This window comes from Streptacidiphilus pinicola, from assembly GCF_003258295.1.
Taxonomy (GTDB): Bacteria; Actinomycetota; Actinomycetes; order Streptomycetales; family Streptomycetaceae; genus Streptacidiphilus; species Streptacidiphilus pinicola.
This window is the reverse complement of sequence record NZ_QKYN01000075.1, coordinates 32,499-48,415: the sequence shown is the minus strand read 5'-3', so window position 1 is coordinate 48,415 and position 15,917 is coordinate 32,499. Positions and strand designations below refer to the sequence as shown.

Sequence of the window (15,917 nt, the reverse complement as noted above, 5' to 3'; positions counted from 1 at the left end):
ACAACCGCTGCGGCCTGCGGGTTCGTCCCGGCATGAAGGCAATCGTGTACGAGCGCAGCGGTGGTTCCGAGGTCCTCTCCCTGACCGAGCGTCCGGTGCCCGAGCCCGGGCCGGGCGAGGTGCGGGTTCGGGTGGCGTTCTCGGGCGTCAACCCGACGGACTGGAAGTCCCGCGCCAACGCCCAGCCGGCCACCGGCGTGCGGCAGGTGCCCAACCAGGACGGGTCCGGCGTCGTGGACGCGGTCGGCGCGGGCGTGGACGCCGCGCGCGTCGGCGAGCGGGTGTGGATCTGGGAGGCCGCGTGGCAGCGCGCGGACGGTACGGCACAGGAGTACGTCGTGCTGCCGGCCCGTCAGGCCGTCCCGCTGCCCGAGCACGCCTCGCTGGAGCTCGGCGCGAGCCTCGGCATCCCCGCGATGACCGCGCACCGCGCCCTCACCCTCGCCGAGGACAGCCCCGGGCGCCTCGCCCCGGGCGCGCTGGCCGGCCGCACCGTCCTGGTCGCCGGCGGCGCGGGCGCGGTCGGCAACGCCGCGATCCAGCTCGGGCGCTGGGCCGGCGCGACGGTGCTCACCACCGTCAGCAGCGCGGAGAAGGCCAAGCTCGCCCAGGCCGCGGGCGCGCACCACGTCGTCGACTACCGCGCACAGGACGCCGCGTCGGTTATCCGCGAGCTCGCCCCGCAGGGCGTCGACCTCGTGGTCGAGGTCGCCCCCACGGCCAATGTCGCCCTGGACCTCGCGGTCCTGGCCACCGGCGGCACGGTCGCCTTCTACGCGGACGGCAGCGGCCCTGAACTGACCGTCCCGGTCCGGGACTCCATGGCCCGCAACCTGCGGTGGCTGGGCGTCCTCGTCTACACCATCCCCGACGCGGCCAAGCTGGCCGCGGTCGCGGCGATCACCGCCGCGGTGGCGGACGGCGCGCTCCGCAGCGGCGCCGACGCGGGCCTCCCCTGGCACCGCTACCCGCTGACGCGGACGGCCGAGGCCCACGACGCCGTCGAGGGCGGCGCGGTCGGCAAGGTCCTGATCGAGCTGTAGTTCCCCGCGCCCTACGCGCGCTCCGCCGCGCTGCGTTCGACGCAGAACTCGTTGCCCTCCGGGTCGGCGAGGACGGCCCAGCCGGTGCCGTCGGGGTTGCGGAGGTCGGAGACGAGGGTCGCGCCGAGGGCGAGGAGGCGGGTGACCTCCTCGTCCCGGAGGCGGTCCTGGGGCTGGAGGTCGAAGTGGAGCCGGTTCTTGCCGGACTTCACCTCCGGCACCGTGACGAAGAGCAGCCCCGCCCCCTCGATGAGGGCCATCGGGTCGCCCGGATGATCATCCTCGTGCAGGGGCAGGCTCAGCACCTGGGACCAGAAGGTCGCGAGGGCGTAGGGGTCGAGGCTGTCGATCGTCACATGGCGCACCACAGAGGTCATGTAAGCGATTGTGGGCCAGCGGCTCCGCCGTCTCAGCTGAATTCCGCGTTGAAGCGGGACAGCAGTCGCGCCAGCGACGACAGGTCCTGCTCCTCCCAGGTCGACAGCCGGGTCAGGAAGGTCTCCCGGCGCTGGGTCCGCGCCGCGTGCATCCGGGCCTGGCCCTCCGGGGTGAGCTGCAGCAGGTGCGCTCGGCCGTCCTCGGGGTCGGGGCGGCGGGTGACCAGACCGAGGCTCTCCAGGCAGGTCAGCTGGCGTCCCGCCGTGGCCTTGCCGATGTGGAAGTACGCGGCCAGCTCGCTGGGACGGCCCGCGCCGACCTCCTCGAGCCGCGCCAGGAAGGCGTAGTGGCCCGGCTCCAGGCCCGGGTGGACGGTCTCGGCGAGCTCGTGGGAGAGCGCCCGCCCGCGGCGGAACAGCACACCGAGCTCCTGCTCGATCTCCTCGATCGCCTTGCTCACCGCGCCGACCGCCCTTCGCCCGTCATTCCAGTGTGGTGCGGCGTGCTTCAGTTCGCCGCGCTGACAGTATCGTCCGCCGTCGCGGGCGTGTTCGACGCCACGGGGGTGCTGGCCCCGGTGCGCAGCGGGACCTCCTTGATGAACAGGATCGCCAGGGTGGCCAGCGCCGCGAACGGCGCGGCGTAGAGGAACACGTCGCCGATCCCGTGACCGAAGGACTCCTCGACCACGCCCCGGACCGGCGCGGGCAGCGCCGAGAGCTTCGGGACGCCGCCGTCGGACGCGGCGCCGCGGACGCCGAGCCGGGCCAGGCCGTCGCCGGTGTAGCGGGCGACCTTGGTGGCCATCACCGAGCCGAGCGCGGAGACGCCGACCGCACCGCCGAGGGTCCGCATGAAGGCCACGACCGCGCTGGCCGCGCCCATCTCCTCGGGGCGGACCTGGTTCTGCACGGACAGGACGAGGTTCTGCATCGTCATGCCGAGGCCGGAGCCGACCAGGAACATGTACAGCGCCAGCAGCCAGTAGTCGGTGTGCGCGCGGGCGGTGCCCAGCAGCGCCACACCGGTGACGGTCAGTACGCCGCCCAGGACCAGGATCGCCTTCCAGCGGCCGGTCCGGGTGATGATCCGGCCGGAGAGCATCGAGACGAGGGCCAGGCCGAGGATCATCGGCAGCGTCATGATGCCCGCCTTCGTGGGCGAGTTGTCGCGGGCCAGCTGGAAGAACTGGCTGAGGAAGGTGGTGCCGGAGTACATCGCGACGCCGATCAGCAGTGAGCCGGTGACGGCCAGCGAGACGGTGCGCGTGCGGAACAGGTGCAGCGGGATGATCGGCTCGCTCGCCCGCGTCTCCGCGAAGAGGAACACCGCGCTCAGGAGCACGGAGCCGCCGACCATGACGCCGGTCTGCCAGGAGAGCCAGTGGTACTTGTCGCCGGCGAAGGAGACCCAGACCAGCAGGAGCGAGACCGCGGCGGTGACCAGTGCGGCGCCCAGCCAGTCGACCTTGACCCGGCGCTTGACCACCGGCAGGTGCAGCGTCTTCTGCAGCACGACCAGCGCGGCGACGGCGAACGGCACGCCGACGTAGAAGCACCAGCGCCAGCCGAGCCAGGAGGTGTCCACGATCGCGCCGCCGATCAACGGGCCGCCGATGGTGCCGAGGGCGAAGACGCCGCCCATGTAGCCGGAGTACCGGCCGCGCTCGCGCGGCGGGACCATGATCGCCAGGATGGTCTGGGTCAGCGCGGTGAGCGCGCCCGCGCCGACGCCCTGCACCGCTCGGGCGGCGATCAGCATGCCGGCGTTCTGGGAGAGCCCGGCGACGGCCGAGCCGACGACGTAGATGACCAGGCCGATCTGGATGAGCAGCTTCTTGCTCATCAGGTCGGCGAGCTTGCCCCAGATCGGGGTGGAGACCGTCATCGCGAGCAGCGTCGCGGTGATCACCCAGGTGTAGGCGGTCTGACTGGCGTGCAGGTCGGAGATGATGGTCGGCAGTGCGTTGGAGACGATCGTCGACGACAGGATCGCGACGAACAGGCCCAGGAGCAGGCCGGTGAGCGCCTCCATGATCTGCCGGTGACTCATTGGCTCGCCCGTTGCCACGGGGTGGCGGGTTGCCGCGTGCTTGCCCACGGTGTCCTGCTCCTTTCCTTTGATTGCCTGAGGCAACTATATGCCTGTTGCTTGCTCAATGCAACCAGTTGTCGGGAAGGAGGGCCGGCCTACTGGCCGAGCTGCAGGTAGGCGCGCTTGACGGCGTGTTCGAGCTGGGCCGGGTCGTAGGGCCAGTCACCGGACTTGAGGGCCTCGTCGACGGGGACCCCGGCGGCGTGCAGGGAGCGGCACCGGTCGGCCAGGGCGGCGATGGCGTCCCGCTGGGCGCGGACGAAGGAGGCGTCCGAGGCGTCGCCGTGGCCGGGGACGAAGCGCGTGTCGGGACCGGCCAGGGCGAGCGCCGCGTCCAGGGTGGGGGCCCACTCGAGCGGGAAGGAGTCCGGGCCGAAGGCCGGATCGCCGCTCTGCTCCAGCAGGTCGCCCATCAGCAGGACGTCCGCGTCCGGGACGTGCAGGACGAGGTCGCCGTCGGTGTGGCCGCGACCGATCCGGCGCATCCGGACCACGCGCCCGTCGCCGAGGTCCAGGTCGTGCGCGCCCCGGACGGCGTTCTCCGGGACGTACTCCTCCAGCTCGGCCATCTTGGCCGCCCACACCTCGTTCCGGGCGGCGAGGCGCTGCTTGAACGCCGCCGCCTCCGGGTCGTCCTTGGCGCGGCGCGTCTCGGCGACCATCTCCGCGCTGCCCCAGAACTCGGCCGGCGGCACCTGCCGGGGCGCGGCGAACTCCGCGTTGCCCCAGACGTGGTCCCAGTGGATGTGGGTGTTGACCACCCAGCGCACCGGGGCCGAGGAGATCTCCCGCAGGTGCTCACGCAGCTCGCGGGCCTCCGCGAGGCTGCAGCGGGTGTCGACGACCATCAGGCCCTCGCGGCCCGCGACGACCGTCACGGTCACGTCGACCGGCTGGTAGCGGCGCTGGAAGACGCGGTCGCCGACCTCGACCCAGCCCTTGCCCGTGCCTGTCATCCCGTCAGTCCCCCTCGACGATCGGAAAGCGCTTCGGCGTCACTGTAGCGAGGAAGATCACGGCGAGGGCGGCGGCCGCCGCCGCGCCCAGGTAGACATGGCCGACGGCGCTCGCGAGGGCGTGGCGCAGGTAGTCCGTGGCCGCACCGTTCAGGCCGCCGCCGTGCAGCAGCGCGGACGCGGTCTTGTCGAGGCCCTGCGGCAGCTCTCCGCGCAGCGCGGGCGGTGCGGAGTGGAGCCGGCTCGTCAGCGTCGCGTTGGCGATGACGGCGAAGAGCACCCCGCCGACGCTCTGGCCGACCTGGCGACAGAACAGCACCGAGGCCGTCGCCGTGCCGCGTTCGTGCCACGGGACGCTGCTCTGCACGCCGATGATCAGCGGCAGCTGGAACAGCCCGAGGCCCGCGCCGAGCAGCAGCATCAGCAGTGCAGGCTCCCAGGCCGGGCCCCGGTAGGGGAGGAACGGGAAGGCGGCCAGCAGCAGCGTCCCGATGCAGGAACCGATCAGCGCGGTGTCGCGGAAGCCGATGCGGCGGTAGATCCGGTTGGACAGCGCGGCCGAGGTCGGCCAGCTCAACGTCCAGACCGAGAGCACGAAGCCGGCCATGACGGGGGAGAGGCCGAGCACCGACTGCGCGTACGTCGGCAGGAACACCATCGGGGCGATCATCAGCACGCCCAGGCAGCCCAGGGTGAGGTTGACCCCGGCGATGACCCGCCGCCGCCAAACCCAGCCGGGCATGATCGGCTCCTCGGCGCGGCGCTCCAGCAGGAAGGTGACCACGCCCGCGACGAGCGAGCCCGCGAACAGCGCGACGCTCGGCGCGGAGAGCCACGGCCAGGCCACCCCGCCCTGGACCAGCGCGAAGAGCAGCAGGCCGGTGGTGACGAAGAGGCCGACCGCGCCCGCCCAGTCGATCCGCGTCCGGCCGCGCTCCTCGACCTGCGCCTCGCGCAGATGCCGCTTGAGCAGCACCAGCGCGACCACGCCGACGGGCAGGTTGATCAGGAAGATCCAGCGCCAGCTCGCGTAGCCCGCGAGCAGCCCACCGAGGGCGGGGCCGAGCACGGCCGAGGACGCCCACACCGTGGAGAGCGCCGCCTGGATCTTCGGCCGCCGCTCCAGCGGGTAGAGGTCGGCGGCCAGGGTCTGCACCGTCCCCTGGATCGCACCCCCGCCCAGGCCCTGCACCACCCGGAACGCGATCAGCGCGCCCATGGACCACGCCCCGGCGCAGAGCAGCGAGCCGAGCAGGAACACGGCGGAGCCGATCAGCAGCACCGGCTTGCGCCCGCGCGAGTCGGCCAGCTTGCCGTAGATGGGCAGGGTGACGGTCACCGCGAGCAGGTAGCCGGAGAAGAGCCAGGAGAAGAAGCTGAAGCCGCCCAGCTCGCCGACGATCTGGGGCACGGCCGTCGACACGCAGGCGGAGTCGAGCGCCACCAGCGCCATCGACAGCATCAGCGCGGCGACGACGAGACGGCGGCGCGTCGCGGTCGTGGCGGGGGCGGCGGTGGCCGCCGGTGCGGCGTCGGGTGGCGCCGCGGTCTCCCCTCCCTCGCAGCTGCTCCCGGTCCCGCTGCCCGTGGACATGGCCGACCACCCCTCCCTGCTCCGGCTCCCCGCCGGAACCACCCTCTCACGGGGCCGGCGGGGTGCTGCCAGGGGTTTTACGGACCGGACGGCCGAGACCGACCGCCCGGTGCGGGGCCGTCAGTCCACGGGGGCGCGTTGGGCGGCGACCCGCGGCGCGTCCTCCCCCGTGTCCGTCGCCACCGCGGTCGCGACCCGCTCGGAGGTCGCGGCGAGGGCGTAGTCGGGAACCGGGGTGGGTCCCTCCCGCCGGAGCAGGCGGCCAAGCCGCCCGCCGAGACGCTGCAGCGGCCCGGTGAGCAGGCGGCCGAGGAGCACCACCGTGCCGCCGGCCAGGCAGTCGAGCAGGTAGTGGTTGGCGGTGCCCATCACCACGACCAGGATCAGCGCCGGGTAGAGCAGGCCGAGGATCCGGACCCAGCGGCGCCGCGCGTGACGGTGGATCAGCAGACCGCACCAGAGTGCCCAGCCGAAGTGCAGGCTCGGCATGGCGGCGAAGTCGTTGGTCATCGCCCCCAGACCCTCGGGCGCGCTGCCGCTGCCGCCCCACCAGCCGACGTCGGCGTGCTGCGCCATCACGTCGAGGAACGCGTCGGGGTCGCTCAGCAGCCGCGGCGGCGCGGTCGGGAAGAGCACGAAGCCGACCAGTCCGAGGGCGGTCGCCAGCACCAGCCAGGTGCGGGCGAAGGCGTAGTGGGCCCGGCGGCTGCGGAACATCCAGATCAGCACGAGCGGCGTGACCGCGTAGTGCAGGCTCGCGTAGATGAAGTCGGCCGGGATCCCGAGCCAGGAGTGCGCGGAGAAGAGGCGGTTCAGCCAGTGCTCGGGCTCGGCGTGCAGGTGCCGTTCCGCGCGCAGCAGCATTTCGCCGTGTTCGCGGGCGACTGATTCTTTTCCGTGCACAAGCAGGCGGCTGCCGTCGTAAGCTGCGTACACGAGCAGTACCAGTTCGAGACCCCACTGCCGCGGCTTCCAGTGGCGGATCCGCGAGAGCAGCCCGGGGCGGTCCGGCGGTGTCCTCCCCGGGGGTTCGGGCGAGGGCCGGTGCTCGACTGGTGCCACGGTGCCTGCCATATGCCGAGCTCCCCCCGCCTGTTCATCTCATGGACACTGCATACCGTACGCCGTACGTTAGCTCTTCGCGCAACCCGGCCCCCAGATCGGGCAGACTGACTGCACCATGAATCACTTCGCCCTGCCCGGCGGCGCCGGACTCGATCTTGTTCGCTTCCCGGTCGATCCCAGGGACAGCCTTCGCGCATGGGACGCATCGGACGAATATCTCCTCGGTCACTTGGCTGAGGCTGAAGGCCCGCTCGACGCGCACCGGGGCGGGGACCTGGTGATCCTCGGCGACCGTTGGGGTGGGCTGGCCACGGCCCTCGCCGACCACGCGCCGGTCCAGATCACCGACTCGTACCTCGCCCAGCGCGCCACGGCGGAGAACCTCGCCCGCAACGGCCGCCCGGCGGACGCGGTGCGGCTGCGCTCCACCCGCGACGACCCACCGGCGCGCGTGGACGTGCTGCTGGTCCGGGTGCCGAAGAGCCTGGCCCTGCTGGAGGACCAGCTGCTGCGGCTGGCGCCGGCCGTCCATCCCGGCACGGTCGTCGTCGGCACCGGCATGGTGAAGGAGATCCACACCTCGACGCTGCAACTGTTCGAGCGCATCCTGGGCCCGACCCGCACGTCGCTGGCGCAGCGCAAGGCCCGGCTGATCTTCTGCGCGCCGGACCCGGAGGTCCTCGCCGCGCGCCCGGCCAACCCGTGGCCGCAGCGGTACCCCTTCCCGTCCGACGTCCCCGGCGCAGGCGTCCTGCTGGCCGGACGCACCGTCACCAACCACGCGGGCGTCTTCTCCGCGGAGCGGCTGGACATCGGCACGCGCTTCTTCCTGGAACACCTGCCGGTCGCCGCCGACGGTCACCACGTCGTCGACCTAGGCTGCGGCAACGGCGTCCTAGGCCTCGCGGCGGCCCTGGCCGCGCCGGGCGCGGAGGTCACCTTCCTGGACGAGTCCTTCGGCGCGGTCGCCTCCGCGGAGGAGACCTTCCGCGCGAACGCCGACCCGGCGACCAAGGCGCGGTTCGTCGTGGCCGACGGCGCGGGCGGCCTGCCGCCGGGCTCGGCGGACCTGATCCTCAACAACCCGCCGTTCCACAGCTACCAGGCCTCCACGGACGCCACCGCCCACCGGATGTTCGCCGACGCGAAGCGCGCGCTCCGCCCCGGCGGCGAACTCTGGGTCGTCGGCAACCGCCACCTCGGCTACCACGTCCGCCTCCAGCGCCTCTTCGGCAACTGCCGCACGGTTGCAGGCAGCCCGAAGTTCGTCATCCTCCGCGCGCTGAAGCGCTGACGCTTCTGGGGCGCAGTTCCCCGCGCCCCAGAAGGGGCTGCTGACGTGGTGTCATGTGCGGGATATCCTCGGGTCTGCGGGGGCCAGGGGAGGGGGCGCGGTGAGCGCGTTGCTGCTCGGGTGTGAGGTCGAAGACCTGACGCGGTTCCGGATGTCCGTCTCCCCGCTGCGCAATCTCGTCGACGCCCTGCACGACGGTCCGCGCGCCGACGGCGGTGTCGCCCGGGCGCGGTGGTGGGCGTCGGCGCGGCGGAACATTCCCGCGCGTGCCCTGCCGCTGGTCGAGATGATCAACGCGCACCCGCGTTTCGTGCCGCTCCCACTGGTGCCGCTCGGCGCGGGGGACCGGCTGGACGAGGAGCTGGACGCGCTGGAGGCGACCGCGGCCGAACGCATCGGCGTGGAGGTCGGGTTGTACCTGGACCGCGCCGGACTGGCCGCGCCGCCGGGCGACCTGCTGCGGCTGCAGGACGGCGGGCGGCGCGAGGTGCAGCGGTTGGCGAGCGCGTTGCGCGCACTCTTCGCCGCGACGATGGGGGACAGCTGGGACACCATGCGGAGCCTGCTGCGGCGCGACGCCGCGACCCTGCGGGAGCGCGCGGATCGGCTGGGGCTCGGGGCCGCCGCCGGCTCGCTCTACGACGGGATGCGCTGGCTGGGCGCGGAGCGGGCGCTGGAGGTGCGGCTGGCCGGGTTCCCCGCGGGCGCGCGGTTCGAGCTGGGTGGACGCGGGCTGGTGCTGATGCCGAGCCTCTTCGGGCTGGACCAGGCGCTGCCGGTGCTGGACCCGCTGCGACAGCCGACGCTCTGCTACCCGGCCCGTGCGCCGCAGGTCGTGCCGCGGCAGGCGGGGGACGGGCTGGGCGCGCTCATCGGCGCGGGCCGCGCCCGCGCGCTGCGCGCGATCGGGGGCGGCTGCACCACGGGGGAGCTGGCGACGCGCCTCGGGGTGACCGCGCCGACCGCGTCCCAGCACGCCACGGCGCTGCGCAACGCCGACCTGATCGTCAGCGTGCGCGAGGGGCAGCGGGTGCGGCACCTGCTCACCGATCTCGGTGACGCGCTCGTCGGCGCCAACCCCGCCGGACGCGGCGGCTTTTAGGCCCAGCCCCTAAAGGCTGGCGTGCGTTCCGCCACGGTGCGACGCTGCTGCCGCGTCCACCACCCCAGACCTTGTGTCCTGCGGGCGGAGGCGCGGTCCGGCACCGGGGAACGGACCTCGCCTCCGCCCGCCTCCTCCGCGGCGTGACGCACGTCTCGCGGGCGCGGTTTTGCACCTTGTTGCATAACCGGGTCGCCGCGCCCTACGTTGTGAGGCGATACCGGACGTGTGCGAGGAGACGCCGTGACCGCCTACCCCCACCTGCTGAGCCCCCTCGACCTGGGCTTCACCACCCTGCCGAACCGCGTGCTGATGGGTTCCCTGCACGTGGGCCTGGAGGAGGCGCCGGACGGCTTCGCGCGGATGGCCGAGTTCTACGCGACCCGCGTGCGCGGCGGCGTCGGCCTGATCGTCACCGGTGGCATCTCCCCGAACGACGCCGGGCGCCCCTTCGAGGGCGGCGCCAAGATGAGCACCGAGGAGGAGGCGGCCGAGCACCGTGTCATCACCGACGCCGTCCACGCCGCGGGCGGGAGGATCGCGATGCAGATCCTCCACTTCGGCCGCTACGCCTACCACCCGCAGCTCGTCGCGCCGAGCGCGATCCAGGCGCCGATCAGCCCCTTCGTGCCCAACGAGCTGAGCGACGCCGAGGTCGAGCAGACCGTCGAGGACTTCGCCCGCAGTGCGGAGCTTGCCAAGCTGGCCGGATACGACGGCGTCGAGATCATGGGCTCCGAGGGCTACCTGATCAACGAGTTCATCGCGGCCCCCACCAACCGGCGCACCGACCGCTGGGGCGGCAGCTACGAGAACCGGATGCGCTTCCCGGTCGAGATCGTGCGCCGCGTGCGCGAGCGCGTCGGCACCGACTTCATCATCGTCTACCGGCTCTCCATGCTGGACCTGGTCCCCGGCGGCTCCACCTTCGAGGAGGTCGTGCAGCTCGGCAAGGCCGTCGAGGCGGCGGGCGCGACCATCATCAACACCGGCATCGGCTGGCACGAGGCGCGCATCCCCACCATCGCCACCTCCGTGCCGCGCGGCGCCTACACCTGGGTGACCAAGAAGCTGATGGGCGCGGTCTCCGTCCCGCTGGTCACCAGCAACCGCATCAACACCCCCGAGCTGGCCGAGGAGTTGCTCGCCTCCGGTGTGGCCGACATGGTCTCCATGGCCCGCCCGCTGCTGGCCGACCCGGAGTTCGTCAACAAGGCCGCTGCGGGCGCCGCGCAGGGCATCAACACCTGCATCGGCTGCAACCAGGCCTGCCTGGACCACACGTTCAGCCTCAAGATCGCCTCCTGTCTGGTCAACCCGCGCGCCTGCCACGAGACCGAGCTGGTGCTCTCGCCGACGCGGCTGCGCAAGCGCGTCGCCGTCGTCGGCGCCGGCCCCGCGGGTCTGGCCTGCGCGGTCTCCGCCGCCGAGCGCGGCCACGCCGTCACCCTCTTCGACGCCGCCGACGCCATCGGCGGCCAGCTCAACCTGGCCCGCCGGGTGCCGGGCAAGGAGGAGTTCGACGAGACGCTGCGCTACTTCCGGTACCAGCTCGACTCCTTGGGCGTCGAGGTCAAGCTCTCCACCCCGGTCGACGCGGACGCGCTGACCGAGGCCGGCTTCGACGAGATCGTCCTCGCCACCGGCGTCACCCCGCGCACTCCCGAGATCGAGGGCGTGGAGCACGCGAGCGTGGTCAGCTACGTCGACGTGCTGAACGGCTCGGCCACGGTCGGCGAGCGCGTCGCGATCCTCGGCGCGGGCGGCATCGGCTTCGACGTCGCCGAGTTCCTCACCGACCCCGGTGAGCAGGCCAGCCTGGATCCGGCCGTCTTCTTCGCCCAGTGGGGCGTCGACACCGAGCACACCACCCCCGGTGGCCTGGCGAAGCCGGTCCGCAGCGCCTCCCCGCGCCGGGTGACGCTGCTGCAGCGCAAGACCAGCAAGGTCGGCGCCGGGCTCGGCAAGACCACCGGCTGGATCCACCGCGCCGAGCTCAAGCACCGCGGCGTGGAGACCGTCGCGGGCGCGGCCTACCGCCGCATCGACGACGCGGGCCTGCACGTCACCGTGGACGACGAGGAGCGCCTGCTCGAGGTCGACACCGTCGTGCTCTGCACCGGCCAGGAGCCGCGCCGCGACCTGCACACCGAGCTGGCCGACCGCGGCGTCAAGGCCCACCTCATCGGCGGCGCGGACGTCGCCGCGGAGCTGGACGCCAAGCGCGCCATCGACCAGGGCACCCGCCTGGCCGCGACGTTCTGAGGCGGTCCGTTCGGCAGGCTCGTCCGGCATCATGGCCCTGCAAGGAGGGGGTCAGGGTGCCGGACGAGATGACGGTCCAGGGAGTGCGCTATCTGCTGGGCCTGATCGACGCCGAGGACGCCGCGCCGATCCGGGAGCGGCTGGGCGTCACAGGAGACGGCCCGGTGGGGCCGACGGCGCTCCACCACCAGGGCCGCATGATCCGTGATCTGCTGCGCGACGAGGGCTCGGTCTGGCGTTGGATCCTGGCCGAGGGCGAACCCCGGGCCCAGGTCATGCTGATCGCCAGCAGCCTGCTGCCGGTCGGGCTCCGCCACGACCTGCTGGGCGTGGAGCGCGGCGTCCGGGACCTGACGGGTCCTGAGCTCGCGTATCGACTCCGGTACGCGGAAGGCCGGGGCCGGTTGGGCAAGGCGCGGCGGATTGTCGCCCAACTGCGGGGTACGGACTGGCCAGTGGTGGCCCAGGCGCACGCCGACGAGCCGCTGCCGGGCATCGCCCGCTGGGCGGTCGCCGAACGGATCGACTGCCCGCCCGAGTTGCGGGCGTCCTTCGGCGAACACCCCAAGTTCCGGAACCGGTTGCGCGCCGTTGGCCTCTACGACTCGCCGGCAGATTGGGTGCTGACGTCCCCTTACCGGGCGGCCGACGTCCTGCCGTTGTACGGGCTGGGCACCTGGGCGTTCCCCTTGCACCTCGCCGAGGCGGAGCGAGCCCTTGCGCCCTTGGTGCGGGCGTCGTTGGGGACGGATGTGGCGGCCTGGGGCGAACTCGGGCGCGTGCTGCCGGAGTTCGACGGCACTCTGCCGGCGCTGCTGGCCGCGGTCGGTGACGCTGCCCGGGGGTCGGATTCGAACCGACGTGACCGCCTGAGCTAGGCGCGCGCCTGCCTCTGCGCTACGCCCGGACAACGCCGAAGCGATCATAGGACGGACCCCGCGTCCCTTGGTGGGGCGCGGGGTCCGGTGGTTCAGCGGTTGGGCGGGGTCAGCCCTTGCGGGTGTTGATCTCGTCGGTGAGCTGGGGCAGGACCGCGAACAGGTCGCCCACGACGCCGAAGTCGGCGAGCTCGAAGATCGGCGCCTCGGGGTCCTTGTTGACCACCACGATGGTCTTGGAGGTCTGCATGCCCGCGCGGTGCTGGATCGCACCGGAGATACCGTTGGCGATGTACAGCTGCGGGGAGACCTGCTTGCCGGTCTGGCCGACCTGGTTGGAGTGCGGGTACCAGCCCGCGTCCACCGCGGCACGCGAGGCGCCCACGGCCGCACCCAGCGAGTCCGCCAGGGCCTCGACCACGGAGAAACCGTCCGCCGCACCCACCCCACGACCGCCCGAGACCACGATCGCGGCCTCGGTCAGCTCCGGACGCCCGGACGACACCCGCGGGGTCCGCGAGGTCACCTTCGTGCCCGACGCGGCCGCGGAGAACTCCACGGCCACGCTCTCGACGGCGCCGGCGGCCGGGGCCGCCTCCGGGCTGGTCGCGTTCGGCTTGACCGTGATCACCGGGGTGCCGTGCGACACCCGCGACTGCACCGTGAAGGAGGCCGCGAACACCGACTGCGTCGCCACCGGACCACCCTCGGAGGAGGCCAGGTCGACGGCGTCGGTGATCACACCGGAGCCCAGGCGCAGCGCCAGGCGGGCCGCGATCTCCTTGCCCTCACCCGAGGAGGTGACCAGCACCGCCGCCGGGTTCACGCTGCCCGCGATCTGCTGCAGCGCGTCGACCTTCGGTACCACCAGGAAGTCCGCGAACTGCGCGGCGTCGGCGGTGATGACGCGCTCGGCGCCGTACTCGCCGGCCTTCGCCGCGATACCCGCGGCGGCGTCGCCCGCACCCAGCACCACCGCGACCGGGGTGCCCAGGCGACGGGCCAGGGTCAGCAGTTCCAGGGCGGGCTTGCGCACAACGCCGTCCGCGTGGTCCACCAGGACCAGAATCTCAGCCATGATCTATTGCTCCTGATGGATGGACTAGATGAACTTCTGGGCGGCCAGGAACGCGGCGAGCTGCTTGCCGCCCTCGCCCTCGTCCTTCACGATCGTGCCCTGCGTGCGGGCCGGACGCGCCGCCGCGCTGTCCACGGCCGTCCACGCACCGGCCAGACCCACCTGCTCCGCCTCGATCCCGAGGTCGTCCAGGTCCAGGGACTGCACCGGCTTCTTCTTCGCCGCCATGATCCCCTTGAACGAGGGGTAGCGGGCCTCACCCGACTGGTCCGTCACGCTCACGACCGCCGGCAGCTGCGCCTGCAGGTACTCGGTCGCCGCGTCGCCGTCCCGGCGACCGGTCACCACGCCACCCTCGACCGCCACCTCGGACAGCAGCGTCACCTGCGGCACACCCAGACGCTCCGCCAGCAACGCCGGCACCACACCCATCGTGCCGTCCGTCGACGCCATACCGCACACCACCAGGTCGAACCCGGCCTGCTCGACCGCCTTCGCCAGCACCAGCGACGTGCCCAGCGCGTCCGTCCCGTGCAGATCGTCGTCGTTCACGTGCACGGCCTTGTCCGCACCCATCGACAACGCCTTACGCAGCGCGTCCTTCGCGTCGTCCGGACCCACCGTCACCACGGTCACCTCGGCATCACCCGACGCCTCCGCGATCCGCAGCGCCTGCTCCACGCCGTACTCGTCCAGCTCCGACAACAGGCCGTCGACCCCGTCACGGTCGGTCGTGAAATCCTCCCCGAACCGACGGTCACCGGTCGCGTCCGGCACATACTTCACACAGACAACGATCCTCAAGCTCACGACCTGTCTCCTACCTCATGACTCAGTGAACTGGCCACCGCAGCGTCCGAACGGCGCGGCCGGTTACTCGCACCATAAGGGTACTGAGTGCCATCTGCCAAGGCACTGAGTGCCATGGATTAGGTCACTGCGGCGTCGAGGAGCGGTCCGAGTTCGTCCACGACCGTGGTCAGGGCCTGGATGTCGCGTTCCGCGCGGGCGATCAGCAGCGCTCCTTCGAGGGAGCTGACCATGAGGGTCGCGAGTGCCGCGCTCCGCGTCGCGGGGACGCCGAGCTCGACGAGGGCGCCGGTGAGTGGTTCGCGCCAGCAGTCGAAGGCCTGCGCGGCGGCGGTGCGCGCGGTGTCGGTGGTGTCGGCGCAGTCCACCGTCACGGCGGCGACGGGGCAGCCGTAGGCGAAGTCGGTGGCCAGGCACTCCTCGGTCCACTGCGCGACGAGCGCGGCGAAGAGCAGGCTCGGGCGGCGGTCGTCCGCGGGGAGCGCGGCCAGGCAGCGGGTGACCCGGCGGGCCGCGTACCGGCCGGCCCAGGTGACCGCCTCACCGATCAACTGCTCCTTGCCGCCCGGGAAGTAGTGCTGTAGCGAGCCGCGCGGGGCGTCGGCGTGGGCGGCGACGTCGCGCATGCCGGTGGCGCCGACGCCGTCGCGTCGGATCAGCTGCGCGGCGCTGAACACCATGCGCTCACGCGGCGAGTAGCTGCGCGTCCCCTGCTCGGTCATGGCTCCAGCCTATAGAGGGCGGGAAGTTCGGGGATCGCGAAGATCCCCGTGAGCCCGTCGCGGTGGGCGGTCCTGCTCACGGGCGTCAGGCCGCGGCCGACGGCGGTCAGCAGCCGGCCGCGCCCGTGCTCCACCTCCGCGACGATCCGCGTCACCCCGCGCCGCGCGGCGCGGGCGACCAGCGCAGCGGCCAGCGCCCGGCCGAGGCCGCGGCGCTGCCAGGCGTCGGCGACGAGCAGGGCGAGCTCGGCGGTGTGCCCGTCGTGCGGTCCGTAGGGGACAGCAAGGCTTCCGAGCGCGACGAGCTCACGCCCGGCTCCGGCACGCACGGTCAGCGCGTCGTGGATCTCGGGCGGCCCCGCCAGCAGCTCGTCCAGGTGCCGCGCGGGAAAGGCGGGCAGCCGGGCCCGGAATCGGTGCTGGACGCTCTCGCCCGAGCAGGCCGCGAAGAGCTGGTGCACGTCGGCGCGGTCGCCGGGGTGGATCTCCGCGATGTGCCAGGCGGTGAGGGTGGTCGCGGGAAGCTCTATGACGGTGGTCATAGAATCCAGAGTATGACGCCGGTCATAGATGTGCCAGGGGCGGCGCGCGGAGACCGGGCGACGACGGCGCGGGTGGGGCCGGGGCCCGCCGCGGGC

Annotated in this window: 15 protein-coding genes and 1 tRNA gene; 4 read left to right on the top strand and 12 right to left on the bottom strand. The window is 72.8% G+C overall.

Annotated elements, in window-relative coordinates; translation table 11 throughout:
- Positions 1–32: 32 nt before the first annotated feature.
- Positions 33–1,043, top strand: a complete 1,011-nt coding sequence (locus DN069_RS19995) for an NADPH:quinone reductase (protein WP_111502685.1) — start codon at positions 33–35, stop codon at positions 1,041–1,043.
- 11 nt (positions 1,044–1,054) lie between these two features.
- Here the strand turns inward: DN069_RS19995 and DN069_RS39445 are convergent, their stop codons facing one another.
- From DN069_RS39445 to DN069_RS19965, 6 genes are all read right to left on the bottom strand, one after another.
- Positions 1,055–1,420, bottom strand: a complete 366-nt coding sequence (locus tag DN069_RS39445; RefSeq protein WP_133259979.1) for a VOC family protein — start codon at positions 1,418–1,420, stop codon at positions 1,055–1,057.
- A gap of 32 nt (positions 1,421–1,452) precedes the next feature.
- Complete coding sequence (locus DN069_RS19985; RefSeq protein WP_207892204.1) at positions 1,453–1,881, bottom strand: MarR family winged helix-turn-helix transcriptional regulator; 429 nt, start codon at positions 1,879–1,881, stop codon at positions 1,453–1,455.
- A gap of 47 nt (positions 1,882–1,928) precedes the next feature.
- Positions 1,929–3,473 carry an MDR family MFS transporter gene (locus DN069_RS19980; RefSeq protein WP_111502681.1) on the bottom strand — a complete coding sequence of 515 codons (1,545 nt, stop codon included), beginning with the start codon at positions 3,471–3,473 and terminating at the stop codon, positions 1,929–1,931.
- A 137-nt stretch (positions 3,474–3,610) separates the two neighbouring features.
- A complete protein-coding gene (locus DN069_RS19975; protein ID WP_111502679.1) occupies positions 3,611–4,471 on the bottom strand; it encodes an MBL fold metallo-hydrolase in 861 nt (286 codons plus the stop codon).
- 4 nt (positions 4,472–4,475) lie between these two features.
- Positions 4,476–6,065 (bottom strand): MFS transporter, encoded by a 1,590-nt coding sequence (locus DN069_RS19970; RefSeq protein WP_111502677.1) that lies wholly within the window; start codon positions 6,063–6,065, stop codon positions 4,476–4,478.
- Between the two features lie 120 nt (positions 6,066–6,185).
- Positions 6,186–7,139 carry a phosphatase PAP2 family protein gene (locus tag DN069_RS19965; protein ID WP_111502675.1) on the bottom strand — a complete coding sequence of 318 codons (954 nt, stop codon included), beginning with the start codon at positions 7,137–7,139 and terminating at the stop codon, positions 6,186–6,188.
- A 106-nt stretch (positions 7,140–7,245) separates the two neighbouring features.
- Here DN069_RS19965 and DN069_RS19960 point away from each other — a divergent pair, with 106 nt between their 5' ends.
- The 3 genes from DN069_RS19960 (at position 7,246) to DN069_RS42420 (ending at position 11,791) form a co-directional block, all read left to right on the top strand.
- Positions 7,246–8,424, top strand: coding sequence for a methyltransferase (locus DN069_RS19960; protein WP_111502673.1), 1,179 nt, complete (start codon positions 7,246–7,248; stop codon positions 8,422–8,424).
- 100 nt (positions 8,425–8,524) lie between these two features.
- Positions 8,525–9,526: an ArsR/SmtB family transcription factor gene (locus DN069_RS19955; protein ID WP_111502671.1), complete on the top strand. Its 1,002-nt coding sequence runs from the start codon at positions 8,525–8,527 to the stop codon at positions 9,524–9,526.
- 243 nt (positions 9,527–9,769) lie between these two features.
- Positions 9,770–11,791, top strand: a complete 2,022-nt coding sequence (locus DN069_RS42420) for an NADPH-dependent 2,4-dienoyl-CoA reductase (RefSeq protein ID WP_111502669.1) — start codon at positions 9,770–9,772, stop codon at positions 11,789–11,791.
- Between the two features lie 29 nt (positions 11,792–11,820).
- Here the strand turns inward: DN069_RS42420 and DN069_RS19945 are convergent, their stop codons facing one another.
- The 6 genes from DN069_RS19945 to DN069_RS19920 all read right to left on the bottom strand — a co-directional run bounded on the left by DN069_RS19945 (position 11,821) and on the right by DN069_RS19920 (position 15,821).
- Positions 11,821–12,354: a hypothetical protein gene (locus tag DN069_RS19945; protein ID WP_111502667.1), complete on the bottom strand. Its 534-nt coding sequence runs from the start codon at positions 12,352–12,354 to the stop codon at positions 11,821–11,823.
- 272 nt (positions 12,355–12,626) lie between these two features.
- Positions 12,627–12,700, bottom strand: a tRNA-OTHER gene (locus tag DN069_RS19940).
- 78 nt (positions 12,701–12,778) lie between these two features.
- Complete coding sequence (locus DN069_RS19935) at positions 12,779–13,747, bottom strand: electron transfer flavoprotein subunit alpha/FixB family protein (RefSeq protein ID WP_111502665.1); 969 nt, start codon at positions 13,745–13,747, stop codon at positions 12,779–12,781.
- 24 nt (positions 13,748–13,771) lie between these two features.
- Positions 13,772–14,557, bottom strand: a complete 786-nt coding sequence (locus DN069_RS19930) for an electron transfer flavoprotein subunit beta/FixA family protein (protein WP_111502663.1) — start codon at positions 14,555–14,557, stop codon at positions 13,772–13,774.
- A gap of 119 nt (positions 14,558–14,676) precedes the next feature.
- The gene (locus DN069_RS19925) at positions 14,677–15,279 is read right to left on the bottom strand and encodes an LmrA/YxaF family transcription factor (protein ID WP_111502661.1); all 603 of its coding nucleotides are present in this window, start codon (positions 15,277–15,279) and stop codon (positions 14,677–14,679) included.
- Entirely contained in the window at positions 15,276–15,821 is a 546-nt protein-coding gene (locus tag DN069_RS19920) for a GNAT family N-acetyltransferase (protein ID WP_111502659.1), read from the bottom strand. Before DN069_RS19920 ends, DN069_RS19925 begins: the two co-directional genes overlap by 4 nt.
- Positions 15,822–15,917: the final 96 nt, after the last annotated feature.